This is a genomic window from Pseudarthrobacter sp. RHLT1-30-1, from assembly GCF_059383415.1.
On the sequence record NZ_JBWZCG010000025.1, the window covers coordinates 15,388 to 41,932 of the forward strand.

Annotated in this window: 23 protein-coding genes and 2 tRNA genes; 4 read left to right on the top strand and 21 right to left on the bottom strand. The window is 68.2% G+C overall.

All coding sequences use genetic code 11. The features are described from left to right. Positions 1-21: 21 nt before the first annotated feature. The gene (gene thiL / locus AC50YM_RS16335) at positions 22-1,032 is read right to left on the bottom strand and encodes a thiamine-phosphate kinase (protein ID WP_494958038.1); all 1,011 of its coding nucleotides are present in this window, start codon (positions 1,030-1,032) and stop codon (positions 22-24) included. A 201-nt stretch (positions 1,033-1,233) separates the two neighbouring features. Here thiL and AC50YM_RS16340 point away from each other — a divergent pair, with 201 nt between their 5' ends. Further along, a complete protein-coding gene (locus tag AC50YM_RS16340; protein WP_494958006.1) occupies positions 1,234-1,737 on the top strand; it encodes a DUF3515 family protein in 504 nt (167 codons plus the stop codon). A 41-nt stretch (positions 1,738-1,778) separates the two neighbouring features. Here the strand turns inward: AC50YM_RS16340 and AC50YM_RS16345 are convergent, their stop codons facing one another. The 6 genes from AC50YM_RS16345 to leuC all read right to left on the bottom strand — a co-directional run bounded on the left by AC50YM_RS16345 (position 1,779) and on the right by leuC (position 8,518). Further along, positions 1,779-2,924: a D-alanine--D-alanine ligase family protein gene (locus tag AC50YM_RS16345; RefSeq protein WP_494958007.1), complete on the bottom strand. Its 1,146-nt coding sequence runs from the start codon at positions 2,922-2,924 to the stop codon at positions 1,779-1,781. A gap of 2 nt (positions 2,925-2,926) precedes the next feature. Then, positions 2,927-3,979 (bottom strand): NAD(P)H-dependent glycerol-3-phosphate dehydrogenase, encoded by a 1,053-nt coding sequence (locus AC50YM_RS16350; RefSeq protein WP_494958008.1) that lies wholly within the window; start codon positions 3,977-3,979, stop codon positions 2,927-2,929. Further along, positions 3,976-4,797 (bottom strand): lysophospholipid acyltransferase family protein, encoded by an 822-nt coding sequence (locus AC50YM_RS16355; protein WP_494958009.1) that lies wholly within the window; start codon positions 4,795-4,797, stop codon positions 3,976-3,978. Before AC50YM_RS16355 ends, AC50YM_RS16350 begins: the two co-directional genes overlap by 4 nt. 10 nt (positions 4,798-4,807) lie before the next feature. Beyond that, positions 4,808-6,133 (bottom strand): UDP-N-acetylglucosamine 1-carboxyvinyltransferase, encoded by a 1,326-nt coding sequence (gene murA, locus AC50YM_RS16360; RefSeq protein WP_494958010.1) that lies wholly within the window; start codon positions 6,131-6,133, stop codon positions 4,808-4,810. A 256-nt stretch (positions 6,134-6,389) separates the two neighbouring features. Then, the gene (gene leuD / locus AC50YM_RS16365; protein WP_494958011.1) at positions 6,390-6,992 is read right to left on the bottom strand and encodes a 3-isopropylmalate dehydratase small subunit; all 603 of its coding nucleotides are present in this window, start codon (positions 6,990-6,992) and stop codon (positions 6,390-6,392) included. 71 nt (positions 6,993-7,063) lie between these two features. Further along, the gene (gene leuC / locus AC50YM_RS16370; RefSeq protein ID WP_494958012.1) at positions 7,064-8,518 is read right to left on the bottom strand and encodes a 3-isopropylmalate dehydratase large subunit; all 1,455 of its coding nucleotides are present in this window, start codon (positions 8,516-8,518) and stop codon (positions 7,064-7,066) included. A 124-nt stretch (positions 8,519-8,642) separates the two neighbouring features. On the opposite strand from leuC, the gene AC50YM_RS16375 reads away from it, so the two are divergent. Both AC50YM_RS16375 and AC50YM_RS16380 read left to right on the top strand, forming a co-directional pair. Next, positions 8,643-9,362, top strand: a complete 720-nt coding sequence (locus tag AC50YM_RS16375) for an IclR family transcriptional regulator (protein WP_069952151.1) — start codon at positions 8,643-8,645, stop codon at positions 9,360-9,362. Between the two features lie 17 nt (positions 9,363-9,379). Next, complete coding sequence (locus tag AC50YM_RS16380; protein WP_494958013.1) at positions 9,380-9,916, top strand: DUF1697 domain-containing protein; 537 nt, start codon at positions 9,380-9,382, stop codon at positions 9,914-9,916. A 62-nt stretch (positions 9,917-9,978) separates the two neighbouring features. Here AC50YM_RS16380 and AC50YM_RS16385 read toward each other — a convergent pair whose 3' ends face one another. The 4 genes from AC50YM_RS16385 to AC50YM_RS16400 form a co-directional block, all read right to left on the bottom strand. Next, entirely contained in the window at positions 9,979-11,595 is a 1,617-nt protein-coding gene (locus tag AC50YM_RS16385) for a GTPase (RefSeq protein ID WP_494958014.1), read from the bottom strand. Next, positions 11,592-13,334, bottom strand: coding sequence for a dynamin family protein (locus tag AC50YM_RS16390; protein ID WP_494958015.1), 1,743 nt, complete (start codon positions 13,332-13,334; stop codon positions 11,592-11,594). The genes AC50YM_RS16385 and AC50YM_RS16390 overlap by 4 nt, the downstream gene beginning before the upstream one ends. Positions 13,335-13,432: 98 nt before the next feature. Continuing rightward, positions 13,433-13,505: transfer RNA gene (locus AC50YM_RS16395), tRNA-Glu, on the bottom strand. 130 nt (positions 13,506-13,635) lie between these two features. Continuing rightward, positions 13,636-13,707: transfer RNA gene (locus AC50YM_RS16400), tRNA-Gln, on the bottom strand. A 336-nt stretch (positions 13,708-14,043) separates the two neighbouring features. Between AC50YM_RS16400 and AC50YM_RS16405 the strand changes: the two genes are divergently transcribed. Beyond that, entirely contained in the window at positions 14,044-15,528 is a 1,485-nt protein-coding gene (locus AC50YM_RS16405; RefSeq protein ID WP_494958016.1) for a hypothetical protein, read from the top strand. Here AC50YM_RS16405 and AC50YM_RS16410 read toward each other — a convergent pair. The 10 genes from AC50YM_RS16410 to metG form a co-directional block, all read right to left on the bottom strand. Then, complete coding sequence (locus AC50YM_RS16410) at positions 15,525-16,313, bottom strand: HAD family hydrolase (protein WP_494958017.1); 789 nt, start codon at positions 16,311-16,313, stop codon at positions 15,525-15,527. The genes AC50YM_RS16405 and AC50YM_RS16410 overlap by 4 nt on opposite strands. Then, a complete protein-coding gene (gene gltX, locus AC50YM_RS16415) occupies positions 16,313-17,845 on the bottom strand; it encodes a glutamate--tRNA ligase (RefSeq protein ID WP_494958018.1) in 1,533 nt (510 codons plus the stop codon). Before gltX ends, AC50YM_RS16410 begins: the two co-directional genes overlap by 1 nt. A 144-nt stretch (positions 17,846-17,989) precedes the next feature. Beyond that, on the bottom strand, positions 17,990-18,766 hold the full coding sequence (locus tag AC50YM_RS16420) for a fumarylacetoacetate hydrolase family protein (protein WP_494958019.1): 777 nt from the start codon (positions 18,764-18,766) through the stop codon (positions 17,990-17,992). A gap of 136 nt (positions 18,767-18,902) precedes the next feature. Continuing rightward, a complete protein-coding gene (locus tag AC50YM_RS16425; protein WP_494958039.1) occupies positions 18,903-19,685 on the bottom strand; it encodes an MBL fold metallo-hydrolase in 783 nt (260 codons plus the stop codon). A gap of 82 nt (positions 19,686-19,767) precedes the next feature. Next, positions 19,768-20,142: a DUF1304 family protein gene (locus AC50YM_RS16430; protein ID WP_494958020.1), complete on the bottom strand. Its 375-nt coding sequence runs from the start codon at positions 20,140-20,142 to the stop codon at positions 19,768-19,770. A 151-nt stretch (positions 20,143-20,293) separates the two neighbouring features. Then, the gene (locus tag AC50YM_RS16435) at positions 20,294-21,406 is read right to left on the bottom strand and encodes a branched-chain amino acid aminotransferase (RefSeq protein ID WP_494958021.1); all 1,113 of its coding nucleotides are present in this window, start codon (positions 21,404-21,406) and stop codon (positions 20,294-20,296) included. A 137-nt stretch (positions 21,407-21,543) separates the two neighbouring features. Next, positions 21,544-22,596, bottom strand: coding sequence for a 3-isopropylmalate dehydrogenase (locus AC50YM_RS16440; RefSeq protein WP_494958022.1), 1,053 nt, complete (start codon positions 22,594-22,596; stop codon positions 21,544-21,546). Positions 22,597-22,897: 301 nt separating this feature from the next. Further along, complete coding sequence (locus AC50YM_RS16445; protein WP_494958023.1) at positions 22,898-23,590, bottom strand: class F sortase; 693 nt, start codon at positions 23,588-23,590, stop codon at positions 22,898-22,900. A gap of 161 nt (positions 23,591-23,751) precedes the next feature. Then, complete coding sequence (locus tag AC50YM_RS16450; protein ID WP_494958024.1) at positions 23,752-24,411, bottom strand: hypothetical protein; 660 nt, start codon at positions 24,409-24,411, stop codon at positions 23,752-23,754. 569 nt (positions 24,412-24,980) lie between these two features. After that, positions 24,981-26,540, bottom strand: coding sequence for a methionine--tRNA ligase (metG, locus tag AC50YM_RS16455; protein ID WP_494958025.1), 1,560 nt, complete (start codon positions 26,538-26,540; stop codon positions 24,981-24,983). Positions 26,541-26,545: the final 5 nt, after the last annotated feature.

The window sequence follows — 26,545 nt, forward strand, 5'->3', positions numbered from 1 at the left end:
GCTTGCGCGTTCGCGGCAATCTTAGTCTGCAAAGTGATCCCATCCCACAGTGTCAGCGGGCCTGCCCGCTATCGTTACGCCCGCGCCGTCGGTTGGTGCAGGGGCTTCCACCGAGCCTATCGCAGTGAAACCGGGAGGCAGCTGAACGCCCGGCGGGAAGGTGGCCAGCAGCCCGTGGTCCTCGCCGCCGCCGAGCACCCAGCCCATCGGGTCCAGGCCGAGGAGTTCGGCGGCAGGCAGCAGTGGAAGCGCCAGTTGCTCCAGTACCGACGCGTCCAGGTTCAGGACAGCGTGGCTGGCGGAAGCCATCCGGTCGCCGTCGCGGACCAGTCCGTCGGAAATGTCCATCATGGCGGTGGCTCCGGACTCCCGGGCCAGCGGGCCCGCCGCGAGCGGGGGAAACGGCCGGCACTGGGTGTTCATCAGGGCGCGCTGTTCCCGGTTCAGGCCCTCGACCGGGTTCGCCGACTCCAGCAGCGCGAGACCGGCGGCAGCGCGGCCCACGGTGCCGGCCAGGGCGAGCGTGTCTCCCGGACGGGCGCCGGAGCGAAGCACGGCAGCCTGGCCCTCGAGGGTGCCGAGAATCGCCACGCTGACCGCGAGCTCCCGGCCCCGGCCAAGGTCACCGCCGGCCACGGCGCAGTCCGGGGCGCCGAGTTCCCGGATGCCGGCACTGAGACCGTCGGCGAAGTCCTCAACCCAGGCGACCCGGGTTTCCGGCGGCATGGTGAGGCTGACCACGAGGGATGTGGCCCGGGCCCCCATCGCGTTGATGTCGCTGAGGTTTTGCGCGGCGGCCTTCCAGCCGACGTCGTAACCGGTGGTCCGGTAGCCGTTGTTCCATTCCAGCCGGAAGTCCTGGTCCGCCACCTGCGTGTCGATGCTGAGGACTGCCCGGCCGTCCGGTGCGGCCACAATCGCGGCGTCGTCGCCCGGGCCCAGGATCAGCGACGGGTTGTGTTCCTGGCCGTAGTGCAGGCGCGGGAAGATGCGTCCCAGAAGCTGGGATTCGGAGAGCTCCGCCACGGTCAGCGGTGGCGTGGTCCCGGCCGGGTGCGGCGGGGCCGCTTCGGGCTGGCTCGCCGCGGAGCGGGGGGCAGTATCGTGTTCAGGCACAGCCCAACGCTACCGCGAGCCGGTGACAGCGGCCCTCAGTCCTCTCTTCATGTTTGCTTATTTTCTGCCGCCGCCCGGCCGTCCGGCCGTCCGCGCGCACCGGGATAGGCTTAACCAATGCAGCGCTTACGTTTCCAGGCTTCCGCACGTCCGCTCCGTTTTCTTGCCGCGGCGGCTGCCGCAGGGGTCCTGCTGAGCGGATGCTCTCCGGTAGTCGACGTCGCTCCCGCCAAGGACGCCGCGAACGCGGCCTGCGCCCCGATGATGGTGGCGCTGCCGGATGCGATCGGCGACGCCAAGCTGCGCAAGACCAACAGCCAGGCCACCTCCGCCTGGGGCGATCCGTCCCTTGTGATCCTGCGCTGCGGGGTCAACGTGCCGGGGCCGACGACGGACCGCTGCATGAGCGTGAACGGCGTCGACTGGGTCATCAAGGAGGGTGACCCGGTATGGACACTGACCACTTTCGGGCGCGAACCGGCCACCGAGATCCTGCTGGACCCGGACAAGATCAGTGCTGCCACCGTGACGGCTGACCTCGCCGCCGCCGCCGCGAAAGTGCCGGCTTCGCGTAACTGCGTGGGCCAGGCGGACCTGCAGAACCTGCCGACGAGCCGGTAGCGTGCCGCAGCCGGCCGGGCTGGCTGCGGGCCCGCTGCCCGCTACCGCAGCCCGGTCCTGCGGTGCAGCGCCAGGAAGATCAGTTCGTCGATCAGTTCCGCGTAGCTGAGGCCGGAGGCCCTCCACATCTGCGGGTACATGCTCTTCGGGGTGAATCCGGGCATGGTGTTGATCTCGTTGATGATCAGCTCACCCTCGGGCGTGTAGAAGAAATCGACCCTGCTCAGTCCCTCGGCTCCGACGGAGTCGAACGCGACGGCGGCCAGCTCGCGGACCCGGGCGATGGCTTCGTCCGGGAGGTCGGCCGGGCAGCTCAGGGCCGCGGCGTCGTCCACGTATTTGGCGTTGAAGTCATAGAACTCATGCCCGCCGCCGGCCACCGAAATCTCTCCGGGCATGGACGTCCGGGGAGCCTCGGTCCCCCGGCCCTCCAGCACCGCGCATTCGATCTCGCGGCCCACAATGCCGGCCTCGATGACGAGTTTCGGGTCATGCAGGCGGGCGGCCTCGATCGCCACGTCCAGGCCGTCGATGGAGTCCACCTTGGAGATGCCCATGGAAGAGCCCGCCCGCGCGGGCTTGACGAAGACCGGGAAGCCAAGCCGGTCCACGCGCTTGCGCACGGTCTCGGGATCATTGCGCCACTGACGGTCCGTGACGGCAATGTACGGACCCACCCGGAGCCCGGCGGACTCGAACACCACCTTCATGAAGTGTTTGTCCATGCCGACGGCGGACGCCAGCACGCCGGCGCCCACGTAGCGGGTGTCGGACAGCTCCAGGAAGCCCTGGATGGTGCCGTCTTCCCCGAACGGGCCATGCAGCAGCGGAAACACCACATCCACGGCGCCCAATTCCTGCGGGATTTCGTTCGGGGCGGCCACAATCAGCTGGTGTTCGCCGCCGATTTCGGCCAGCGTGACCGTCCGGCCGGAGGTGGCAACCTCGGGCGGGGACGAGGCCGAAAGAGACCAGTCGTGGGTATCGCCGGACGCCAGTACCCACTGGCCGGACTTGGCAATCCCGATCGGGATAACCTCGTACTTCGTTTGGTCGATGGCACCCAGGACCCCGGCAGCCGTCACGCAGCTGACCGCATGTTCGCTGGAACGGCCGCCGAACAGCACGGCCACGCGGGGCCGTGCCGGGGCGGGTCGGCCTGCTGTGCTTCCGTTTACTTCAGACACGCTCAGTTATCGCCTTCAGGTTTCAGGTCCCGGGACAGCAGCAGCGGCCCCAGTTCGTCAACGGACAGTTTTCCGGCCAGCACCGCCACGACAGCCGCGGTGATGGGCATCTCGACACCCAGCTTGCCGGCAAGTTCATGCACGGCCTGGGCGGATTTGATCCCCTCGGCCGTCTGCGTCATTTCGGCAGCTACTTCTTCCAGGGTCAGGCCCTTGCCCAGCAGCCGCCCGGCGGTGTGGTTCCGCGACAACGGCGAGGAACACGTTGCCACGAGGTCGCCGAGGCCGGCCAGCCCGGCCATTGTCCGGGCCTCCCCGCCGAGGGCCAGAGACAGCCGTGAGGTCTCCGCGAGGCCCCGGGTGATCACCGAGGCTTTCGTGTTGTCGCCCATCTGTTTGCCTTCGCAGATGCCGACCGCGAGGGCGATGATGTTTTTGACGATCCCGCCGATCTCGACGCCGACAACGTCGCCCGTGGTGTAGGGGCGGAAGTAGGGCGCGGTGCAGCTGCGTGCGATCCAGCCGGCCGCGGCCGGGTCGGAGCAGGCCACGACGGAGGCGGTGGGTTCTTCGCGGGCGATTTCCATGGCCAGGTTGGGTCCGGAGACGACCGCGATCCGGCTCGCGGGAATGCCGAGTTCCTCCGCGATGACCTCGCTCATCCGGGCGTCGGAGTGCAGCTCAAGCCCCTTCATGAGGGACACCACCACGGCGCCGGGCGCCAGCAGGTCCTTCCAGTGGCGAAGTTGGGGCCGCAGGGTCTGGGCCGGCACGGCCAGGACCACCAGCTCCGCCCCGGCAAGGACTTCGGCCACGTCTGTGGAAGCGGTGATGCTGGGCGGGAGGGTGATGTCCCTGAGGTACTGCTCGTTCCGGTGTTTCAGGTTGATCTGGTCGACAACTTCCGCGCGCCGGCCCCAGAGCCGGATCTCGCGGTCCACGCCGGAGGCGTCGGCCGCGTCGGCGAGAATCTTGGCGAAGGTTGTTCCCCAGGAGCCGGCGCCGAGTACGGCCACCGTGGCGGCGGAGGATGCTCCGCCGAAGCCGCCTGTCATGTGGCGCCGTCCGCGTCGGTGACATTCCCGGCGTCGGACGCGTTGCCTGAAGAACCGCCGGCAGTGCCGCCGGTTGTGCCCTCCGCGTCGATGAAGCGGCCGTGCGTGGTCTGCTTGTGGGCCGAAGGGTCCCACCGGACCAGCGGGGGCTGTCCGCCGCGGAGCGTGGCCAGGAGTTCCGTGATGGCATCCATGATCACGTTGGTGGCCTCGGTGAGGGTGGCTTTGTCCAGCGGCCGCCCGGCGAAGGCGCTGAGGTCCACGGGGTCGCCCACGATCAGGCGGGAGGTCTTCCGCGGCAGCAGGTGGATCCGTTTGGCATAGCGCGGAAGCACCTCGTGCGCTCCCCAGTGCGCCATCGGCACCACGGGGATACCGCTTTCCAGCGCCATGCGCGCGGCTCCGGTGTGGCCCTTCATCGGCCACAGCCCCGGGTCCCGGGTCAGCGTGCCCTCGGGGTAGATGATGATGGCCCCGCCCTCATCCACGACTTCCTTGGCTATCTGCAGCGAACGGTTGGCACCCGCCGTCGAGCGTTCCACCGGGATCTGCTTGGTGGCGCGCAGCACGAATCCCAGGACGGGGACCCTGAAGAGCCCGGCCTTGGCGAGGAAGTGCGGCATCCGCTTCTGGTTGTAGAGCATGTGCGCCACCACCAGCGGATCGATTTCGGTGCAGTGGTTGGGTGCTGCGATGAAGCCGCCGGCGGGGAGCTTCTCCAGCCCGATCCACACCTTCCGCATCAGGAAGTTCATGCTCGGCCGGACAATACCGGCAACAACCTTAAAGGTGATTCGGCTCTTGGCCGTTTCCTTCACGTCGCGCCCGCTACTCGGCCGAGGAGATGTCGAAATCGGCGCCCAGGCCCGCAAGCTTTTCGGTGAAACGCTCGTAGCCCCGGTTGATGATGTCGATGCCGGTCACCCGCGAGGTGCCATTGGCGGCGAGCGCCGCGATGAGATGGCTGAACCCGCCCCGCAGGTCCGGGACGTCGATGTCGGTACCCGTCAGCTGGGTGGGGCCGGAAATCACGGCTGAATGCAGGAAGTTGCGCTGGCCGAAGCGGCACGGGACGCTGCCGAGGCATTCGCGGTGGACCTGGATGTTCGCACCCATCCGGATCAGCGCCTCGGTGAAGCCGAAGCGGTTCTCGTACACGGTTTCGTGGACGATCGACACGCCCTCGGCCTGCGTCAGGGCGACAATGAGCGGCTGCTGCCAGTCGGTCATGAAACCGGGGTGCACGTCGGTCTCGAGGACCAGCGGGTTGAGCTTGCCGCCCTTGTGATAGAAGCGGATGCCGTCGTCGCCGATGTCCATGCCGCCGCCGACCTTGCGGTAGGTGTTGAGGAAGGTCATCATGTCCCGCTGGGTGGCGCCCTCGACGAAGATGTCGCCGCGGGTAACCAGCGCCGCGGACGCCCAGGACGCCGACTCGTTGCGGTCCGAGAGGGCGCGGTGGTTGTAGCCGCCCAGGTCAGGCACGCCCTCGATCCGGATGGTGCGGTCCGTCTGGACGCTGATGATCGCGCCCATCTTCTGCAGCACGGCGATGAGGTCGACAATTTCCGGCTCGGTGGCCGCACCGGAGAGCTCGGTGATGCCCTCGGCCCTCGTGGCGCTCAGCAGCACCTGCTCGGTGGCCCCGACGGACGGGTACGGCAGCGAAATCTTGGCGCCCTTGAGGCCGCCGGGCGCGGAGATGTGGATGCCGCCGGGACGCTTCTCCACCACGGCGCCGAACTGGCGCAGCACGTTCAGGTGGTAGTCGATCGGGCGGTCGCCGATCTTGCAGCCGCCCAGGTCCGGGATAAAGGCCTCGCCGATCGCGTGGATCAGGGGCCCGCACAGCAGGATCGGGATCCGGGAATCACCGGCGTGTGCGTCGATCGCCGTGTGGGAGGCGGTCTTGGCGTTGGTCGGGTCGAGGGTCAGGTCCCCGGTGACCGGGTCCTTCTCGACGGTCACGCCATGGAGCTGGAGCAGGCTGGTGACAACCTCGACGTCCTTGATTTCAGGGACGTTGCGCAACACGGACGGCTCGTTGCCCAGCAGGGCAGCCACCATGGCTTTGGGGACAAGATTCTTGGCCCCCCGCACGGTGACGCGGCCAGTAAGCGGGACGCCTCCGCGGATTGTCAGAACACTACTCATATACCGGTTTCCTCACGACTACTCGCCCCCAAATCCTTACAAAGGCACCAGCTAAGCATAGGAGCTAGCGTTACCGATCTGAAATACGGCGCGCGCCGGGATGTCCCCGCAATCCCAGCGGCCGCCGTCGTAAACCAGGCAACGCGGGGTCATTTACGGCCGGTCCCGGGGGCCGGGACGGGCCGTAAATGACTCCGCGTTGGTGTGGGCGGGCGGCGGGCAGGGCACCCCGGGCGCGGTGCTGCCGGGCGGCGCGTCAGGACAGCTTGGCCGGCAGGGTTTTGGGCATAAACGCAGGCCGGGTGGCCTCGAAGGCGGTGATGTCTTCCTCGTGGTTGAGCGTCAGCCCGATGTCGTCCAGGCCCTCGAGGAGGCGCCAGCGGGTGTAGTCGTCGATCGCGAACGGCGCCACGATGTTGCCGCACTGGACGGTTTTGGAGACCAGGTCCACGGTGACCGCGGTGCCGGGGGCGTTCTCCAGCTCCTTCCAGATGAGTTCGATGTCATCCTGGGCCAGTTCTGCGGCGAGCAGGCCCTGCTTGCCGGAGTTGCCGCGGAAGATATCCGCGAAGCGTGCGGACAGCACGGTCTTGAAGCCGTAGTCCTTGAGCGCCCAGACGGCGTGCTCCCGGGAGGAACCGGTGCCGAAGTCCGGGCCGGCCACGAGCACGGAGCCGGCGTTGAAGGGTTCCTGGTTCAGGATGAACGCTGGGTCCTTGCGCCAGGCCGCGAACAGGGCGTCCTCGAAGCCGGTGCGGGTGATGCGCTTGAGGTAGACGGCCGGGATGATCTGGTCCGTGTCGACGTTGCTCTGGCGCAGCGGGACGCCGATGCCGGTGTGGGTGGTGAACTTTTCCATGGCGGATCCTTCTTGGCGGTGTGGATCTGAGCGGTGTGGCTCTGAGCAGTGTGGATTCGGGCAGGGCCCGGTTAGGCGGCGTCGGAACGGACCGCGGCGGAGTCCGGTGCGGGGTCCAGGTCCGACGGCGAGCTCAGGGTGCCGCGCACCGCGGTCGCGGCGGCCACGACCGGGGAGACCAGGTGCGTGCGTCCGCCCTTGCCCTGGCGGCCCTCGAAGTTGCGGTTCGAGGTCGAGGCGCAGCGCTCCCCCGGTTCCAGCTGGTCCGGGTTCATGCCCAGGCACATGGAGCAGCCGGCGAAGCGCCATTCGGCGCCGAAGTCCTTGAAGACCTTGTCCAGGCCCTCGGCCTCGGCCTCGAGCCGGACCCGGGCGGAGCCGGGCACCACGAGCATCCGGATGTTGGGGTCCTTGGTGCGGCCGCGGATGACGTCCGCGGCGGCGCGGAGGTCTTCCATCCGGGAGTTGGTGCAGGAGCCCAGGAAGACGGTGTCCACCCGGATCTCCTTCATCGGGGTGCCGGCTTCCAGCCCCATGTACTGCAGCGCGCGTTCCGCGGCGGCCTTGGCGTTCTCGTCGCCGAAGTCCTCCGGCGAGGGCACCTTCGCGGAGAGCGAGACGCCCTGGCCGGGGTTGGTTCCCCAGGTCACGAACGGCTCCAGCGTGTCGGCGTCGAGGTCCACCTCGACGTCGAACGTGGCGTCGTCCTCGGAGCGCAGGGTGTTCCAGTACTCGACGGCGGCATCCCACTCGGCGCCCTGCGGCACGTGCGGGCGGCCGAACATGTAGTCGTAGGTGGTCTGGTCCGGCGCGACGAGTCCGGCGCGGGCGCCGGCCTCGATGGACATGTTGCAGATGGTCATCCGGGCTTCCATCGAGAGCGCGCGGATCGCGGAGCCGCGGTACTCGAGCACGTAGCCCTGTCCCCCGCCGGTGCCGATCTTGGCGATCACGGCCAGGATGATGTCCTTGGCGGAAACGCCGGGCCGCAGGGCGCCCTCGACGTTGATGGCCATGGTCTTGAAAGGCTTCAGCGACAGCGTCTGGGTGGCCATGACGTGTTCGACCTCGGAGGTGCCGATGCCCATCGCGAGGGCGCCGAACGCCCCGTGGGTGGAGGTGTGCGAGTCGCCGCAGACCACGGTCATGCCCGGCTGGGTGAGGCCCAGCTGCGGGCCCACGACGTGGACGATGCCCTGCTCGGCGTCACCGAGCGAGTGCAGCCGGACACCGAATTCCTGGCAGTTGTTGCGCAGCGTCTGGATCTGCGTGCGGCTGGTGAGGTCGGCGATTGGCTTGTCGATGTCCAGCGTGGGAGTGTTGTGGTCCTCGGTGGCGATGGTGAGGTCCGGCCGCCGCAGCGGGCGCCCGGCCAGCCGGAGGCCTTCAAAGGCCTGCGGCGAGGTCACCTCGTGCACCAGGTGGAGGTCGATGAAAAGAAGGTCGGGCTGCGCGTTGGCTCCCTCGCCGTCGCCTTTGCGCACCACGTGCGCGTCCCAGACTTTCTCGGCCAGTGTCTTTGCCACGGCCTGCTCCCTTCACTGCGGTGTTCGTACTTGCCGGCTTGTTGTCTCCACTGAACCAGCCCACCCGCTGCATGCGCCAGCGGGTGGACTTGCATCTCAGATAATGAGACGGCAATATCATTACATGGACAATTCTAGTGGTGTCGGTGTCATCGATAAAGCGGCCCATGTGCTTGACGCACTTGAGGCCGGGCCCACCACCCTGGCGCAGCTTGTCGCTGCCACCGGACTGGCGCGGCCCACCGTGCACCGGCTGGCTCTGGCGCTGGTCCACCACCGGCTGGTCAGCCGTGACATCCAGGGCCGTTTTGTGCTCGGCAGCCGGCTTGTGGAGCTCGCCTCCGCCGCCGGTGAGGACCGCCTGATCGCCTCCGCAGGACCGGTCCTGATGCAACTGCGCGACGCCACCGGCGAGAGCGCCCAGATCTTCCGCCGGCAGGGCGAGTGGCGCGTCTGCGTCGCCTCCGCCGAGCGCCCCATCGGCCTGCGCGACACCATTCCGGTGGGCACCCAGTTGTCCATGAAGGCCGGCTCCGCCGCCCAGGTGCTGCTCGCCTGGGAGGACCACGACCGGCTCCTGGAAGGCCTGCAGGCCGCCCGCTTCACGCCCACCGTCCTGGCCGGCGTACGACGGCGGGGCTGGGGCCAGAGCCTCGGCGAACGCGAGCCCGGGGTCGCCTCGGTGTCGGCCCCCGTGCGCGGCCCGTCCGGCCGGGTGATCGCCGCGGTGTCCATCTCCGGCCCGATCGAACGCCTGACCCGCCAGCCGGGCCGGCTGCACGCCGAAGTGGTGTGCAACGCCGCCCGCGTACTGACCGAGGCCCTGCGCAAAACCAACGACTGACGGCATAGGCTGTCCGCATGAGCAGCTATGCGGTGTTCCTGCGCGGGGTTAATGTCGGCGGCATTACCATCAGGATGGCCGAACTGAAGGAAGCCCTGAAGTCCCGTCCGTTCTCGGCGGTCAAAACGCTTCTGGCCAGCGGAAATGTGGTCCTCGCCAGTGAGGTGTCCGCTGCCGGCGTGAAGAAGGAATTCGAGGCGTGCCTCCGGGAAGCCTTCGGCTATGACGCCTGGGTCGTGGTCCTGGCCGCGGAACGGGTCGCCGAACTGGTGGCGGCATGCCCCTACCCCGCGGACGACTCGTCCACCCACACCTACCTCACACTCGGCTCCGACGCCGAGGTCCTGGCCGAACTGTATGAAGCCGGCACCGCCCTGGCCGGTACAGCGCTGACACGGCTGGGGCCCGAGGCCCTGGCGTGGCTGGCGCCCGCCGGCAGCACCCTGGACAGCCCGTTCAGCAAGCTGTCCTCGAAGCCGAAGTACAAGGCCTCCACTACCACCCGCAACCTGCGCACCATGATCAAGGTCCGCGACGCCGCGGCCCTGGCCTAGCGCACTCCTTCACGGCCTTTGACCCAGGCCTGGCTGCGCGCCGCCGGAGCGCCGGAGCCCGGTCAGCGTGACGCCGCCTGCAGGGCCTTGGTGAACGACGCCAGCCGGCTGACCTCCAGCGCCACGGGCTCCACCACCAGGTCCTCCGCCACGGCCGCCACGGAGGCCCTGAGCCGTCTTCGGGCCGCCGCGCCGCGTGCCCGGGCGGCGGCGCCGGCGATGAACTTTGCGAGGATGGCCAGGACAATTCCCAGCAGCGCTCCCCCGGCGATCATCAGGGTCGGCAGCGGCCAGCCCTCCACCAGCGGTACCTCCGGGACGGGAAACTGCAGGTAGGCCAGTCCGGCGAGGATGCCGAGCCAGCCAAATCCGCCGAGGGCCACCAGCAGTGCCAGCCATTGCACGATGTTGAACGGGGACCACCACCAGGCTATGGACCCGGCCTTCAGCTCAGTCGAGGCGATCGCCTGGTCCAGGGCGTCGGGCAGCCGCTCCCGGCCCTCCCGGGCGGCTCCCCGGATCACGGCGCGCCAGGGGCCGGGGGCGCCCTCGGAGGCGGCGTCGGCAAATTCGCGGACGGCGGCATCCGTGCGGGCACGTTCCGGGGCGCCGGCTGGCGGCAGCGAGGTGCGGTTGAGGTCCGGCCGGGCGCCCTCCCGCCGAAGGTTCAGCCGCCGCAGCGGGTCGGGCCGGAAGCGGACCAGCCACCGGGTGACGGGCCAGCCGGTGCGGCGGGTCGACTCCAGCTGGTAGGACCGGACCACGGCGTCCACCACCACCGGGACGTTGGCCGCGACGGCCAGTTCCTCGGCCAGCCGGGCCTTGGACGAGGCTTGGACCCCGGGCGCCCCGCCCGGGCCCGAGGCCTCGGCGAGCCGGGCCGCGGCCCGGGTAACGTCGGCGCCGAGGCGCTGTGACTGCGCCTGCCGCTGCGAGGCCACCTGACGGATGGCGGCCCGGACTTTGTCCAGCCCGGTTCCCACCACCGCGGAGGCGCCGATGACCTGGACCTTGCCCAGCCCGTCGCGCGCCAGAATGCTTTTAAGCGACTCCAGCACCGGGCCGACCTCGAGCGCCGGGAGCCGGTCGATCTGGTTGAGCACCACCAGGGTGACGGCGCCGTGGAAGGCCAGCGGCGTGAGGAAATCGTTGTGTACGGCGGCGTCGGCGTACTTCTGCGGATCAAGGACCCAGACGAGGACATCCACGAGTCCCACCATGCGCTCCACGATCTCGCGGTTGGCGGCGCGGGTGGAGTCGAAGTCGGGCAGGTCCAGCAGGATCAGGCCGGTGCCTTCATCGGCGAAACCGGGCACCGGGGTGGCGTGGTGCCGGTTCCGGACCTCAATCCAGTCGAGCAGTTCGTCGCTGCCCTCGGCTCCCCAGATGCCGGCCAGCGGCTCGGAGGTCGTGGGCCGCCGGGCGGCCGCCGTCGCGATTTCCGCCCCGCTGACGGCGTTGAAGAGCGAGGACTTTCCGCTGCCGGTGGCCCCGAAGAACCCGACGACGGTGTGGTCCGCCGAAAGGGAACGCCGGGAGCTCGCCCGGTCCAGCACTTCGAGGACGCCGTCCAGGACGTCCTCCGGGAGCGCTCCGGCGGCGAGTTCGCGGGCCTCGTTCAGGGCGTCGAGCCGGCGGTCCAGCCGGGAGGCCTCAGCGGCGATGCCGTGGCGGCTCATGCGGAGGCCGCCAGCCGGCGGAGCGCCGCGGCATGGCCGGCGAGCACTGCAGGAGGGACCCCGCCGGCGATTTCCAGCCGGGCCAGGAACCGCTGCTGTTCGGCCTGGAGCAGGCGCTGGCACCGGGTGTGGAGATCCTCGCGGGCCGTTCGGGCCAGCCGGCGCACGGCGTCCTCGCCGAATACTGCTTCCAGCAGCCGCTGCCCGACGACGGCGGTGCCGCCTGCGACGCCGATCTCCAACCCGGTGAGCCCCGCCGTCATCGAGAACACCACGATCATCAGGGCGGCGCCGAGGCCGTTGATCCCGAAGGACAACCAGCGGGCCTGGTTGCGTTTGCCCTGGCCCTCGGTCCTGATCAGTTCCATCAGGCTCCCCTGCCACGCCCGGATCTCGGCGGCGGCCTGCTCCGCGAAGCCTTCGGAGGTTCCCGAGAGGTCGTCACCGCCCAGCAGCTGGCGGCCAGCCGGATCGGAGCGCCAGCGCCCGTCCGTGGCCTCGGCCGCGTTGGCGGCCTCATCGAGAATGACTGCCTGCAGGCCGCTTTCGATCGCGGTCTCCACCCGCACGGCCGGTGCGGGTTCGCCGCGGAAGAAGGCGCCTACCCGGTCGCGGAAGCGGCCGACATTCTGCTCCATGGCCCGGAAAAACTCGCCGGTGCCGACGAAGTCCTGCCACCGGGCCAGCACCTCGCCGCGCAGGAGTGCGCCATCACGGGTGGCCTCAAGGATTCTGGCTGCGGCGTCCCGGTAGGCGTCCCGGGCATCCCCGGCGAGGACGCCGGCGGCGTGCTCCTGGGCGAGGGTGGCCTCCGCCACGGCCTCCACACGGCTCCCCAGGGCCTTGACGGTGCCTGTCAGGGTCCGGCGGGCTATGGCGGCCCGTCCGGCGGCGTCCGCGGCGAGCTCCTGCAGCCAGCGCCGCAACGGCTCCACGGCGGCGGGCGGCAGCATTCCCAGGGGGTCCAGGGCCGCCTCGGGGACGACGAAGAGGCGCGCCCCGCCCAGGCCTTCCCTGCTGAGCATGGACTGCAGGTCGGCGCTGACCTCGGCTTCGGCAGCAGCCGGGACCCGGTCGAGCACGACGGCGACCATGATGTCGCGGGAGGCCGCGTCGAGCAACAGGCGCCAGGGAACGGCGTCGGCGTAGCGGTTGGCCGTGGTGACAAAAACCCAAAGGTCGGCGGCCGCGAGCAGCTGGCCGGCGAGCCTGCGGTTATCAGCGGAGATGGAGTCGACGTCGGGTGCGTCCAGCAACGCGATTCCCTGCGGCACCGCGGTATCGGAGACCAGCACGAGCGAGGTGATCGCCCCCGCGTCCGGGGTGGGACCGGCCTGGCTGGCGGGCAGCGGCTTCCGGTTCACCGTGCCGCGGATCCGGCTCAGGCTCGGCAGGACCCGCTGGTCCTCGAACCAGTGCCCGTCGGCGGGGTGGTGCAGCAGGATGGGCTGGCGCGTGGTGGGCCGGATTGCACCGGCACGCGTCACAGCGTGGCCGACGAGCCCGTTGACGAGCGTCGATTTACCCGCACCGGTGGAACCTCCCACGACGGCGAGCAGGGGCGCGTCCAGGCTGCGGTAGCGCGGCAGGATGTAATCATCGAGCTGGGCGAGGGCGTTGCGGATGTCCCGGCGGGCCTCGTCCGCCCCGGGCAGCGCCAGCGGCAGTCCGGCGGCAGCCAGGTCGCGGTGGACGGCTTCCAGCAGTTCAACGGCCTGGCCGTGGGATTCTTCACTCACGGCTTCATCATGTCAGTTCGGACCAAAGCCGGTTCCGCGCCACGGGATCGGGATAATGAAAAACGGCCCCGGGCTAATGCCCGGGACCGTTTCAGCTGTGACCCCAGCGGGATTCGAACCCGCGTTACCGCCGTGAGAGGGCAGCGTACTAGGCCGCTATACGATGGGGCCGCGTACTCTCCAGAACGGCATTTCTGCCATTCGCGCTAAGCGATTATTTCATACACTCAGCAAGCGTTTCAAATCGGCGGACCGATTCAAAACCCCTGATCAGCCGCGGGAATCCGCGGATTTTTCAGAGCTGGGATACCAGGACTCGAACCTAGAATGACGGTACCAGAAACCGTAGTGTTGCCAATTACACCATATCCCAATGGAACTTTCGGGCCGGATTCCCGGGTCTAAACCCGCGCTCCCGGCGCCTCAGCACGAGTAATTACTTTACCCGAGAGTTTTGCTCCGCACAAATCGGCCGTCCCGCCGCGGCCAGGACGGCGCCGCGGCCACCGGCGACACCCCCTTTGCCTCCGCAAAAACCCTTGCCAATCCGGCATCCACAAGTTTACGCTCGGTAAGTTACTAAAGAGTAACCAACCTCCCCCACTTCGCTGAGGGCAGCTTCGCGGGAATTTCCGGATGTTAGCTGCATCACAGTTCGGGGGCCGGCAGCAGTTGCCGCTGCCGGCACCGCCATCGAGAGGAACCATCTGTGACACAGAGTCGTGCCGCCACCAACAAGACCCGCAGCCGTGCCCAGCAGATCGCCATCGGGCTCCTTGCCCTGCTGCTGATTGCCCTGCTGGGGTTCTACACCCTCGTCACCGGCCGGATTGTAGATGGTTCAGCCCGGCTCCAGGAGGGCGTCGGGCTGGCCTCCACGGGCGCCGAACGGCTGAAGGGGGGTGCCGGAAGGCTCGCCACGGGTGCCGGCGCGGCGGACGCCGGCGCCGGCAAGCTCTCGGCCGGCGCCGACAAGGTCCGGGACGGAATCAGCCAGCAACTGGCCCCCGGAGCGGAGAAGCTCCACGCCGGCGCCGACCAGCTGGCCGCGGGTGCCATCAAGATCGAAACCGACGTCAACAATAAACTCGCCCCCGGCGTCTACAGGGTCGACGACGGCGCACGGAAACTCGCCGCCGGAGCCGCGCAACTCTCCGCCGCCCTGACCCCCACTGCCGCCGGCAAGGCAGAGAACAACCTGGCCGACGGCGCCACGCAGCTGAATGCGGGCGCTACCCAGCTGGAGGCAGGCACCACGGCACTGGAGGCCGGCACCGGGCAACTGGAGACCGGAGCCACCCAGCTGAAGGCCGGCACCACCCAGCTCAAGGGCTACCGCGGGGCGAACAATGACCCTGAAGCCGGGACCGGAACCGCGGCGCTCGCGCAGGCCCTTGAGCAGCTCCAGGCCGCGGCCAACGATCCCGCCCAGGGGCTCGTCCCGCTGGCCGTAGTCAAGGACAAGATTGCGAAAATTCTTGCTGGTGCCCACAAACTGGATGCCGGTGCCTCCCAGCTCCAGGCCGGGGCATCCCAGCTCCACACCGGGGCATCCCAGCTCCACGCCGGAGCGTCCAAACTCCAGACGGGAGCAGGCCAGTTGCACGCCGGTACGGAGAAGCTGACGGGCGGTTTCGCGACCCTGGCGGGCAAGCTCAACAGCCGGGACCCTAAAAATCCCGGCGTGGTCCTCGGCACCGAACTGCTCGCCGACGGTACGGCGAAGATCAGGACGGGTATGGACGGCGTCCCGGGCGACCCGGCACACCCGGGCCTGATCAAGGCCGCAGCAAAAATGACCGAAGGCAGTTCCCGGCTCGCGGACGGCACAGTGGCGCTCAACGCGGGCATCAAGGGCGACCCGGCAGATCCGGCAAACCCGGGGCTGCTCGGCGGCTCCCTGGCACTGGCCACCGGCGCCGGCGAGCTCTCGGTCGGCAACACCAAACTTGCGTCCGGCTCGTCGGAGCTTTCCGCCGGCGCGGACAAGCTCGCCGACGGGAATGCCCGGATCGCCGAGGGCACGGACACCCTGTACTCGAGCGCGGCGGCGGTCTCGCCGTCGACCATGGTGGGCCAGTCCGACGCGGCCCTCGCCGTTGCGATGGTGGGCGTCCTGTGTCTCGGCGCGGCCGGGGCTTTCCTGGTGCTGCGCTCACGCCGGGCACGTGCCGGCGCGGCCACGGCGGGTTAGGCCAGCAGCTCCAGCAGGGAACCGATCTCGCGGCCGACAAAGCCCGGGGCCGGTTCCCCGCCGCGGTTCAGCCAGACGCCCAGCAGGCCTGCCGCCGTCGATCCGTCCGCATCAAGGAGGCGGTTGTCCCCCACGTAGAGCGTTTCGCCGGCCCCAAGGCCAAGGCGGCGGACGCCTTCAAGGTAGATGGCGGGATCCGGCTTAGCGGCCCCCACGGTGTCCGTGCCCACTAGAACAGTGATGCGTGACAGCCCGGCAGCGTCCAGCTTGACCCGCTGATAGTCGTGGACGTTGTTGCTCACGGCGCCATAGCTGATGCCGGCGGCATCCAATGCGTCCAGGATGGGGGTGACGTCGTCGAAGGCGCGGATGTAGCCGTGCTGCAGGCTGGCGTAGGAACTGACCCAGTGGTGGGCCTGCTCGCCCTCCGCCAGCTCCACGCCGAAGTGCCACAGAGCGGCCCGGCCCCGCAGCAGGCGCTGCTCATTGAAGCTCAGCTCCCCGGCCAGGTACCGGTCGTAGAAATGCGTCGTCTCGCGGGTGAAGATCCGCCCGAACTTCTCCCACCCGGCCTCATCCAGGCCGGGCAGGAGGTGTTCGCTGACGTCGCGCAGGGCTGTCGTCATGGCGAATTCGAGATCCACCAGGGTGTCGTCGATGTCGAACAGCACACCGCGGATGCTGCCGAGACCCGCCGCAAGGGCGCTGGTTTGGGCGCCGGTCCTGGCGCTGGCCCGGGCCGCTGCCCGCTCGCCGGACGGTATTCCGGACTGCACGGCCGTCATCAGCCGCGGAAGGCGCGCAGCCGGGCCAGGGACGAGTCCTTGCCCAGGATCACCATGGATTCGAAGAGCGGCGGGGAGATCCGGCGGCCGGAGATCGCCGTGCGGACCGGGCCGAAGGCCAGCCGCGGCTTGACGCCCAGGCCCTCGACGAGTGCTGACTTGAGCGCGGCCTGGATGTTCTCCGCGGTCCAGTCGCCCAGCGGTTCCAGGGCGGACAGGGCGGCGTCGAGGACCTCGGTGAGGTTCTCCGGCAGCCCCTTGCGGGCGTCGTCGGCGACGTCGATCCCGTCGTCGTTCTTGAACAGGAAGGCGAGCAGTTCGGGGGCCTCGCCCAGCAGCGAAATCCGCTCCTGGATCAGCGGGGCCGCCTCGGTGAGGATCTCCTCCTGCCGCGCGGTCAGGGTGTCGCCGACAAACCCGGCGGCGCGCAGGTACGGGACGAGACGGCCCCGGAAGTCCCCGGCGTCGAGCATCCGGATGTGCGTGCCGTTGATGGCCTCGGCCTTCTTGAGGTCGAAGCGGGCCGGGTTGGCCAGCACGTCGTTGACGTCAAAGTTCTCGATCAGCTGCTCCACCGTGAAGATGTCCTCATCGGCGGAGAGGCTCCAGCCGAGCAGCGACAGGTAATTGAGCAGGCCCTCCGGGATGAAGCCACGGTCCCGGAGCAGGAAGAGGTTGGACTCCGGGTCACGCTTTGAGAGCTTCTTGTTCCCCTCGCCCATGACGTACGGGAGGTGCCCAAAGACCGGCAGGTAGCTGGCGACGCCGATGTCCATCAGCGCGCGGATCAGCACCACCTGCCGGGGCGTGGACGAGAGCAGGTCCTCGCCGCGGAGCACGTGGGTGATGCCCATCAGGGCATCGTCCACCGGGTTGACCAAGGTGTAGAGCGGGGATCCGTCCGCGCGGACGATCACGTAGTCCGGAATGCTGCCGGCCTTGAACGTGATGTCGCCGCGGACCATGTCGGTGAAGGTAACGTCCGTGTCCGGCATCCGCACGCGGAGGACAGGCTTGCGTCCCTCGGCCTGGAACGCGGCCAGCTGCTCCGCGGAGAGCTCGCGGTCGAAGTTGTCATAGCCGAGTTTGGGGTCGCGGCCGGCGGCGCGGTGGCGGGCCTCGACCTCGTCCGGGGAGGAGTAGCACTCGTAGGCGTAGCCGGCCTCGATGAGCTTGGTGACGACGTCCTTGTACAGGTCCAGGCGCTGGGACTGGCGGTACGGCTCGTGCGGTCCGCCGACCTCAACGCCTTCCTCCCAGGTGATGCCGAGCCATTTCAGGGCCTCAAGCAGCTGCTGGTAGCTCTCCTCCGAGTCGCGCGCCGCGTCCGTGTCCTCGATGCGGAACACGAAGGTGCCCTTCGTGTGGCGGGCGTGCGCCCAGTTGAACAGGGCCGTGCGGATCAGGCCGACGTGCGGGGTGCCGGTGGGTGACGGGCAGAAGCGGACCCGGACCGGGGTGTCGGCGGTGACTTCGCTGGTCACGGTGGGGGCGGAGCTGGAGACTGCGTCGGGCGCGGAGGGAATAGTCATAGTGGTACCAACATTACCAACCCCGCTCTTTGCCGCGCGCCGGGGGTTTCCGCTGCGAAAACGGACAGCCGCACCGTGGATCAACGGTGCGGCTGTCCGAAACCGGCGTAGATTCGAAATCAGCGCCGGTTCTAGGAGAACTGCCTAGCGGCGGACGACCGGGTTGGAGAGCCGGCCGATCCCCTCGATCTCGACCTCGAAGCGGTCGCCGGCCTGGACAAGTCCGACGCCGGCCGGGGTGCCGGTCATGATGACATCGCCGGGGAGCAGGGTGAAGGCCTGCGAGACGATGGAGACGAGTTCGCGGACGCCGCGGACCATCTGGCTGGTGCTTCCGTCCTGGCGCAGTTCACCGTTCAGGCGGCCCTGGATCTGCAGGTCCTCGGTGTTCAGCTCGGTCTCGATCCACGGCCCCAGCGGGGCGGAGGTGTCGAAGCCTTTGGCCCGGGCCCACTGCAGGTCGGTTTTCTGGACGTCGCGGGCGGTGAGGTCGTTGCCGCAGGTGTAGCCGAAGATGACCTCGTCGACGCGTTCCTCGGGAACGTCCTTGCAGATCCGCCCGATCACCACGCAGAGCTCGGCTTCGAAGGACACTTCCTCGGAGAACTCCGGCAGGACGATCGGGTCGTTGGGTCCGATCACGGACGTGTTGGGCTTCAGGAAGAGCAGCGGGTGCTTCGGGATCTCGTTGCCGAGTTCCTCGGCGTGTTCCACGAAGTTGCGGCCGACGCCGATGACCTTGCTGCGCGGGATGATCGGGGCCAGCAGGCGCACGTCCTCCAGCTTGTGCCGCACGGCGGTTCGTTCCACGCCGTGGAAGAACGGGTCGCCGTTGATGACAGTGACTTCCTCACTGCCGGGCTCACCTTCAACAATGCCGTAGAGGGGATCAGAATCGACTACAAACCGGGCGATACGCATGGCTCCTAGCGTACCGTCTCGCGCGCGGCGTGCCGGACTGCGGGGGCGGCCGTGCGGGGCACTCCCGCACCCAACTGACACGCAGCAGTGGCCTTACGGAGGGCTGAAACGGCCCTGGCCGCCAGTTACTGGGGATTCAGGCGGTGCCGCTGTCCAGGCGCAGGTAGTGCAGCTGCGCGGCCACGGACAGTTCCGCCGCGGGCCGCACGGCAGGATCGACGGCGGCGTACACCGCGTCGGCCACGTCGGCCACGTCGGCCACGGCGGCTCCGGATCCCAGGTCCTTCAGTGCTGAGCGGATTTGCCCGAGGCGGTCCTCACGGTGGTCCCGGTAGGCGCGGACGATCGTGTCCAGGGCCGGCAGCATCGGCCCGTGGGCCGGGAGGACGGTCGCGGGGCCCAGGCTTTCCAGCAAGTCCAGCGACGCCAGGTAGTCGCCCAGGGTGCCGTCGGGGTAGTCCAGGACCGTGGTCCCGAGACCGAGGATCGTGTCGCCGGTGAGGACCGAGCCGCGGTCGCCGTCGTGCGGCAGGTGGAAGCAGACCGAGTCCGAGGTGTGCCCCGGCGTCGCCAGCACCCTGATCTCGGCCCCGGCGGCGTGGATGACTTCGCCGTCGACGAGGGGTCGTCCGCCATGGCAGTGGGCGGGATCCTTGGCGCGCACGGGTGCGCCGGTCAGTTCGGCGAACCGGGCGGCGGCGGCGGTGTGGTCGGCGTGCCGGTGGGTGATCAGGATGAGTTCGACGGCGCCGGCCCCGGCCAGTTCCTGCAGGTGCGGCTCATCCAGCGGGCCGGGATCGACCACCACGGTGCCGGCCGCCCCGGGGGCCGCAATGACGTAGGAGTTGGTCCCGTGCAGGCTCATCGGCCCCGGGTTGGGGGCAAGCCTGAAGCGGGTCAGCTCTGTGCTGCGCACCATGGCGCGGGGGTCATCCGGAATCACAGTTCCATCTTGCCACCGAAGCGTCAGTCACACGAGCCGGCTGTCACACGCGCCCCAGTCACACGAGCAGCAGGGCGGCAATGACCGCCGGCAGGAGTGCCTCGGCGATGGCGCTCGCCCACAGCCGCCGCTCGGACAGCACCAGGATGATGCCGAGGAGCACGTGGCCCAGGCAGGTGAAGAGCAACAGGGTCCACCCGGCGGCGGGCTCCGGATCTGCCAGCATGACCGCGCCGATGATCGCGCCCACTCCCCAGATCATGTTGTAGAACCCGAGGTTAAAGGTCCACAACCGCACTGCGTCCGTGTCCTCAGGCTTGATCAGGAACAGCCGGCGGAAGCGCTGGTCCCGGAAGAAGAAGGACTCGAGGATCCCGACCAGGATCAGCACAACCCCGAAAATGACGCCCAGCACCTGAATCAGTCCCGTCATGGGCCATATTGTCCCCTCGCGGCCGGCGCGCAACCAGTGGCTTTGGGCCAGGGCCCTGCGGCCGGTCGGAACTCAGCGAACGACGACGGCGGCCCCGCACCGTAAGGTGGGGGCCGCCGTCGGACGCTGCCTGTTGCTAAGGCTCTACTGTTTAGGCGAGGCGGGTCAGCCAGCCGTGGGTGTCCTCGACGGTGCCGGTCTGGATGCCGAGCAGCTTCTGGCGGATGGCCATGGTGGTCTCCCCCGCCTTGGCGTCCTCGGAGCCGATGAACTCGGTGTCATCCTTGAGCACACCGATCGGCGTGATCACGGCGGCGGTCCCGCAGGCGAAGACCTCGGCGATGTCACCGGAGGCCACACCGTCCCGCCATTCATCCAGCGTGATCTTGCGTTCGGTCACCTCACGGCCCAAGTCCTTGGCCACCTGGATGACGGACATCCGGGTGATGCCCTCCAGGATGGTTCCGCTCAGCGCGGGGGTGGCCAGCGAGCCGTCCTTCATCACGAAGAACACGTTCATGCCGCCCAGCTCTTCGACGGCGTTGTCATTGAACTGGTCGAGGAACAGCACCTGCTTGCAGCCGTTGGCCTCGGCTTCCTGCTGCGCGATCAGTGAGGCGGCGTAGTTGCCGCCGCATTTCGCGGCGCCGGTGCCGCCGCGGCCGGCGCGGGCGTATTCGCGGGAGATCCAGATGGAGACCGGCTTGAGTTCGCCGCCGAAGTAGTTCCCGGCCGGGGAAGCGATGACGCGGAAGGAGACCTCGCGGGCGGCGCGGACGCCGAGGAAGGCCTCCGTGGCGATCATAAAGGGCCGCAGGTAGAGGGCTTCGCCGTCGCCGGCGGGCACCCATTCCTTGTCCGCCGAGACGAGCTCGCGGATGGCGCCCAGGAAGTACTCGTCCGGGAGCTCGGGGAGCGCCAGCCGGCGGGCGGACCTGTTCAGGCGGGCGGCGTTGGCCTCGGGGCGGAACGTCCAGATGGATCCGTCGGCGTGCCGGTAGGCCTTGAGCCCTTCGAAGATTTCCTGACCGTAGTGGAGCACTGCAGCGGAAGGGTCCAGGGAGATGGGTCCGTAGGCCTCAATCCGGGCATCGTGCCAGCCGCCCTTGCCCTCGGCGTCGACGCTGTAGTCGACGATGGCGGTGTGGTCGGTGAAATAGTTGCCGAACCCCGGGTTCGCCAGGATGGCAGCACGTTCTTCAGCGGACTTCGGGGTTGCCGAGGGCTGCTGGGTGAATTCGACGCCATGGGCAGTCTGAGTCATGGTTCCTCCACGGTCGGCTGCCTGGCGGGTGAACGTGGTTCAGCGGCGTACCACGGCAGCATATTGGTGATTCGAAACAAGCTTACGCCCGTTGGCAGACCCTCCCGCGCGGCACCGGCTCCACGCAAACGGGCCGCCTACAGGGCGGCGGCGATGGCGTCGCCGATGGCGCTCGTGCTGCGGACCGCGGTCCCGCGGCCGGCGACGTCGGCCACGACGGCGGCTTCGATTTTGCGGGCGGCGGCGGAATAGCCGAGGTGGTCCAGCAGCAGCGCGGCGGAGAGGATGGCCGCGGTGGGATCCGCCTTCTGCTGGCCCGCGATGTCCGGTGCTGAGCCGTGCACGGGTTCAAACATGGATGGGGCCGTGCGTTCCATGTTGATGTTGCCGGACGCGGCAAGGCCGATTCCGCCGGTGACCGCGGCGGCGAGGTCGGTGATGATGTCGCCGAAGAGGTTGTCCGTGACGATCACGTCAAAGCGCGCCGGGTCGGTGACCATAAAGATCGTGGCGGCATCGATGTGCAGGTAGTCATGGGTGACCTCCGGGAACTCCTGGGCCACGGCCTCCACGGTGCGCTTCCAGAGGTGGCCGGCGAAGACCAGGACGTTGTGCTTGTGCACGAGGGTGAGCTTCTTGCGCGGCCTGTCGTTGGCGCGGCGGAAGGCATCCCGGACCACGCGTTCCACGCCGTGGGCGGTGTTGAGCGAGACCTCGGTGGCGACCTCGTGAGGGGTGCCGGCGCGCAGGGTGCCGCCGTTGCCCACATAGGGGCCCTCGGTGCCTTCCCGGACCACGACGAAGTCGATCTCGCCGGGGTTGGCCAGCGGGCTGGCGACCCCCGGGTAGAGCCGAGACGGGCGGAGGTTGACGAAGTGGTCCAGCCGGAAGCGTAGCTTGAGCAGCATTTCGCGCTCGATGATGCCGGACGGAATCCTGGTGTCGCCGGGGGCCGCGCCAACCGCACCGAAGAGGATGGCGTCGCGGGTGCGGAGGTCTGCGAGCGTTTCCTCCGGCAGGGTCTCCCCCGTTTCGAGCCAGTGCTGGGCACCCAGCTTGTAGTGTGTCTGCTGCAGGACGATGCCTTCGGCAGCGGCGGCCTTCTCAAGGACCTTCAGGGCTTCGGCCGTGACCTCGGGGCCGATGCCGTCGCCGGGAATAACAGCCAGATCAATCGTGGATGCGCTCATGCTTTCAGGTTAGCCAAGTGATCCACATGCTGGGCAACTCGTCTCATTATTCGAACAGCCGCTCCGTGGCCCGCGACGCGCTTCACACGCTGCATCCCACCGCGCTTCCCGGCGGCGCTTGCCGGCGGCGCTTCCCGACGCGCTTCCCACCGCGCTTCCCACCGCGCTTCCCGACGCCGCTTCCCGACGCCGCTTCCCACCGCGCTTCCCGACGCCGAGGTGATACTTCGCGCCCATATCGCAGCCCGACATGGGCGCGAAGTATCACCTCGGCGAACGTGCGGGCGTGTGGCGAGGCGGATCAGGGGCCGCGGGCCGGCGTGGCGACCACCACCACGTTCTTTCCCCAGGGATCCTCCGTGTAGCAGCTGATCAGGACCAGCCGGTTGGGGACGGCATCCCAGACGGGACTGTCCTTCAGGGTCGACTTCGTGTAGGTCGTGACCGACTCCACCACGTACTTCAGTGTTCCGGTCTCCGTGGCGACGGTGAGGGCATCGCCCGGGACCGCCGCGGAGCTCAAGTGGTTGAACGGCGCGTCCAGGCCCTCCCAGCTGTGGCCGATGACATAGGTCGTGTTCTCGGATCCGACACCGGGGGTGCCAAAGGGGGTGAGCCAGTAGCCGTCCATCGTTTCCGGCGGCACGATGCTCCGGTTTTCTGTGTCGGAGTTCTCCGGCTTCAGGGGGTGAACCACAACATCCATACCTGCCGCCGGGTAGGTGATGCGTTGCGGGACGGACGCAGCGGGTCCCTGGGGTGTGGACTCCGGGACCCCGCTCGGGGCCGCGGTTCCGAGCGGGAACAGCCTGGCGCTGCTGCCGGCCGGGTCAGCAGAGGGGGACGCCGTCGACTGTGCCGCGGAAATGCCGGCCAGGGACTTGGCTGCCTCCGGCTCCAGGCCGTGGCCGGGCTGCCCGCTGGCCGGACCGGATGCTGCGTAGAATACCCAGGCGGTAATGATTCCCAGCACGCAGACGGCCAGGATGAGCATATCCCTCGGCCTGAGCACGAGGCCTCGGAAACCGGGTACCTGTCGCCGGTGGATCTGTCGGTGACTGCCCATGGATGCTCCTGTCGATATGCCGGTGCCGCGGAGGGAGAAAGTGAAGGGCGGGTGCTGCACTGCAGCACCCGCCCTTGTACTGCCCCTACTTAGTTTTCGGTGCCCCGGGCGCGTCGTCCGCCCTGCCAGACCACCGTGGCCGCGCCCGCGGTGAGAACGCCGGTCAGCGCCATCAGCCACACGGGGATGCCGGTGTCCGAGGTCTGGCCCACAGCGGTCTGGACGTTGTAGCCGACGTTGGTCTTCTTGGCGGCAGCAGCCGCTGCCTTCGGAGCAGGAACTACGGCTTTCGCAACCGGAACAGTCGCCTTCGGTACCACGACGGTTGCTGCCGGCTTCGGGAGGGCAGCGCCCGGCGTAACCGCACCCGGGGTTTCATCCACCGGGTCCGGGGTTTCATCCACCGGGTCCGGGGTTTCATCCACCGGGTCCGGGGTTTCATCCACCGGAGGGACAATGACGGCTTCGCAGTTGTTGGCCAGGAACGCCAGATTCGCCGTGGTCAAGTTCTGGCCCTGCGGCATGACTGTTCCGTCGTTTACAGGCACGATATCGAGGGTGTCGTCCGCGTGGGCCTTCAGCGCGCTGAGGTTGACGGTCTCCAAGACCCACGGGTTCTCAGCCGACTTCGTAGCGTGGCAGATCGTGATCTTCTTTTCGTCGTCGTCCTTGGGTGCCGCGTTGGCGGAGACCGTGGCGGTCATAAGGCCCAGTCCCACTATCCCCAGTGTGGCAATTATTTTTCTCATTGTCCGTCGCTCCGTCTCGTCAGTTAAATACCTGGCTTGACCGCGCGGAGTAACCATCATCGAGACCCAAGAGAAATTCGAGACCTCCAAAGCGAATTGAAAGGTGACAGTTACTCCCCAGCAGTGTCCTCAGTTCGCTTGCTATTTCAGGCTAGGCGGGCGACCCTGAGGGCGTCATGAGTAGTTGGTACTCGTCTAATCGATGGACTAATACCCCATTTCGCCAAGGGAGTACTCAGTCCCGGGCGATTGACTACCTGCAGGTAACCAACCGATGCCGCCGCGCGGCTGACCAGGCCCCCGGATCAGGAATGACTACTCGGATGGACTCCCTGACCACTTGCGAGCACAACGCAAAACGCTCCCCCACCCTTCATCTGGGTGGAGGAGCGTTAGAGGCAGCGGCCGACTTCGACCGACGCCGGCGGGAGCGGCCGGTGCTGGCAGGACCGGCCGCTCCCGGGGTGATAGTTCGCGCCCATCGCGTCCAAGAACATGGGCGTGAAGTCTCACCTCGGCGGGCCGGCGAACCGGGTCAGGCTGGCGAACCGGCGGGCCGGCGAACCGGGTCAGGCCTCGGCGGGTTCCTCGTACTTTGGGAAGACCGGAACCGGGGCCGGCAGTGCCGTACCGGCCTTGATCGGGGTGCCCAGGGCCGTGAAGTCGCGGGCTTCCCCCTCCTGCTGGCCGAGGGTCGCCAGGATGGCCCCGGCCGCCGTCGGCATCACCGGCTGGGCAAGGATGGCGACAATCCGAAGCACCTCCAGGGTGACGTACAGGACGGTGTTCATGCGTTCGACGTCGGTCTTCCGCAGCACCCAGGGCGCCTGCTCGGCGAAGTACGCGTTGGTGTCGCCAAGGACGTTCCAGGTTGCCTCGAGGGCCCGGCTGAACTCCTGCTTTTCAAACGCGGCCCGGGAGATGTCCAGCAGCGCGTTTGCCTGGTCCAGCAGCGCGGTGTCCTCGGCGCTGAAACCGGCGGGGACAGGAACGGTGCCGTCGCAGTTCTTCAGGACCATGGACAGCGAACGCTGGGCCAGGTTGCCGAAGTTGTTGGCGAGGTCCGCATTCATCCGGCCCACAATCGCGTCATGGCTGTACGAGCCGTCGGCGCCGAACGGCACCTCGCGGAGCAGGAAGAAACGCACCTGGTCGAGGCCATACTGGGCGACCCAGTCCGCCGGCGCCACCACGTTGCCGAGCGATTTGGACATCTTGACGCCCTGGTTGTGCAGGAAGCCGTGAATCATGACGCGCTTGGGCAGTTCAAGCCCGGCGGACATCAGGAACGCCGGCCAGTAGACGGCGTGGAACCGGGAAATGTCCTTGCCGATCACATGGACGTCCGCCGGCCAGTACTTCCGGAACAAATCGGATTCGGTGTCCGGGAAGCCGACGCCGGTCAAGTAGTTGGTCAGCGCATCGACCCAGACGTACATCACATGGCCCGGGTTGCCGGGGACGGGAACGCCCCAGTCGAAGGAGGTGCGGCTGATCGACAGGTCCTCGAGGCCGCCCTTGACGAAGCTGACGACCTCGTTGAAGCGGTTGTGCGGGGCGCCGAAGGAGGGATGGTCCGCGTAGAGCGCCAGCAGCCTGTCCTGGTAGGCGGAGAGCTTGAAGAAGTAGCTTTCCTCCTCGGTCCAGGTCACCTCGGTGCCGGTTTCGGACGCGTAGCGCAGGCCATCGGCCTGGACCTCGGTCTCATCCTCGACGAAATAGCGCTCGTCGCGGACCGAATACCAGCCGGTGTATTTCGAGAGGTAGATGTCCCCGTTGGCTTCCATCCGCTGCCAGAGCGCCTTGGCCGCCTCGTAGTGGTCCGGGTCGGTGGTGCGGATGAAGCGGCTCAGCGAGATGCCGAGGTCATCGCTCATCTGCCGGAAGGCCGCGGAGTTGCGGTCGGCGAGTTCCTTGACCGGGATGCCTTCCTTTTCCGCCGTCTGCTGCATCTTCAGGCCGTGCTCGTCCGTGCCGGTCATGAAAAAGACGTCGTGGCCGTCCAGGCGCTTGAAACGCGCCATCGCATCGGTGGCGATGACCTCGTAGGCGTGGCCGATGTGCGGCACACCGTTAGGGTAACTGATGGCCGTCGTGATGTAGAACGGGGTCTTCTCGGAAGCTGTCACTGTTT